This window comes from Arthrobacter sp. Bz4 (assembly GCF_003075455.1).
GTDB lineage: Bacteria > Actinomycetota > Actinomycetes > Actinomycetales > Micrococcaceae > Arthrobacter_D.
Genome location: NZ_QDAE01000063.1, coordinates 1 through 1,576, shown reverse-complemented (window position 1 = coordinate 1,576; position 1,576 = coordinate 1). Strand labels below are relative to the sequence as shown.

Here is a 1,576-nt window from a genome sequence, read left to right as displayed (position 1 = left end):
CCCTGTATGTCAGCCTTGGGTGAGACACTTTGGTGCTCACTGGCCTGATTGTCGGGGTGGGGACTGGAGTTCATTATGGATATTCCTGATCGTCCTTCGAAGAATCATCGTTTCAGTGCGGAGGAGCGCTGGTTGTTGTTGCAAGAACATGACAAGTGTCTTGACCATGGCGCGCGGGCAGCGTTTTATCGTGCTGTGGGGGTCAGCGCCGGCGGGGTTCGTAAATGGATGGATGCCCGCTCCGATGGCCTGTTAACCGCACCGGAGAGTGGCCCTGCTGACGTGGAGGCTGTATCCGGCAGTCAAAGGAATCGGTGGATGAATACACGGGAACGGTTGGAACTGGAAAGGCTTCGCCGTGAGAACGCGGCGTTGGAAAAACGGGTTCAACAATCTGAGGCTGCGGTGGAGATCCTGGGAAAAGCTTCCGCGCTTCTGGACTCCATGGCCAGAAGCGCGGCGTCGCAGGAACCGGAGAAAGCCCCGGATCCAGAGCCCGGGATGCCGGAATGGCTCCGCCGGCATCCCGGCCGTCACAAGGAATGAAGGACGCCGTGATGGGCGTCGTGACAGCCTTAGCCGCGAAAGGCTGGGCGGTCCGCCGGGCCTGCCAGCTGGCCGGTGTCACTCATGCCAGTTACTACCGGTGGCTCAGCCCAGCCCGACCGGGTGCGCTTCCGGGGCCAGCTCACAGGGATAGGTTCCAGCCACACGCTTTGGGCGCCCGGGAACGGGCCCTGGTGCTGAAGGGGCTCAACAGCGACGAATACGGTCATCTTTCGGTCCACCAGGCGTGGCACAGGATGTTCGATAACGGGATCTACTTATGCTCTCTCTCGAGCTTCCACCGGATCGCCCGGGCCGCCGGTCACCACGGCGACCGGCGGGACCAGGCCCCGCGGAAACCGCGCACGGTCCCACGACACCAGGCCACCGCCCCGGATGTGCTCTGGTCCTGGGACATCACCACGTTGAGGGGCCCCGGCAGACAGACGCTGAAGCTCTACACCATCATCGATGTCTACTCCCGCTTCGTTGTGTCCTGGCGGGTGGAACCTATCGAAGACAAAACCCTGGCAGCAGCTCTGATCCACGATGCGGTCAAGACCACCGGGGCTATCCCGGATGTCCTGCACGCCGACAACGGCGGGCCCATGCGGGCCGGAACCACCAGGGATCTACTGACCAGTCTGGGCATCACAGCCTCGTATTCACGGCCGATGGTTTCCAACGACAACCCCTACTCGGAAGCATTATTCAAAACCGTGAAGTACTCCAAAGAGTTCCCCGGCCGCTTCGATGACCTCGAAGAAGCCCGCGCGTACTGCGCCTGGTTCTTCAACGACTACAACACCGCCCACCGGCATTCCGGGCTCAATGGCTACACCCCGGAATCCGTGCACACCGGCACCGCAACCGCAGCCCACCGAAAACGCCAAGCCCTACTCAATCAACATCACCGCTACTACCCCGAGCGCTACAACCACCCACCGGTCGCTAAAACACCACCAACCGAAGCATGGATCAACAAACCAACAAACCCAACCAACCTGTCACAAACAGGTTGACACATACC

General features: G+C 61.0%; 2 protein-coding genes. Both read left to right on the top strand.

The window, feature by feature from the left end; translation table 11 throughout:
• Window positions 1-75: 75 nt before the first annotated feature.
• Window positions 76-546, top strand: coding sequence for a hypothetical protein (locus tag DDA93_RS16045; RefSeq protein ID WP_116779315.1), 471 nt, complete (start codon window positions 76-78; stop codon window positions 544-546).
• Window positions 543-1,568, top strand: coding sequence for an IS3 family transposase (locus tag DDA93_RS16040; protein WP_207771377.1), 1,026 nt, complete (start codon window positions 543-545; stop codon window positions 1,566-1,568). The genes DDA93_RS16045 and DDA93_RS16040 overlap by 4 nt, the downstream gene beginning before the upstream one ends.
• Window positions 1,569-1,576 lie beyond the last annotated feature (8 nt).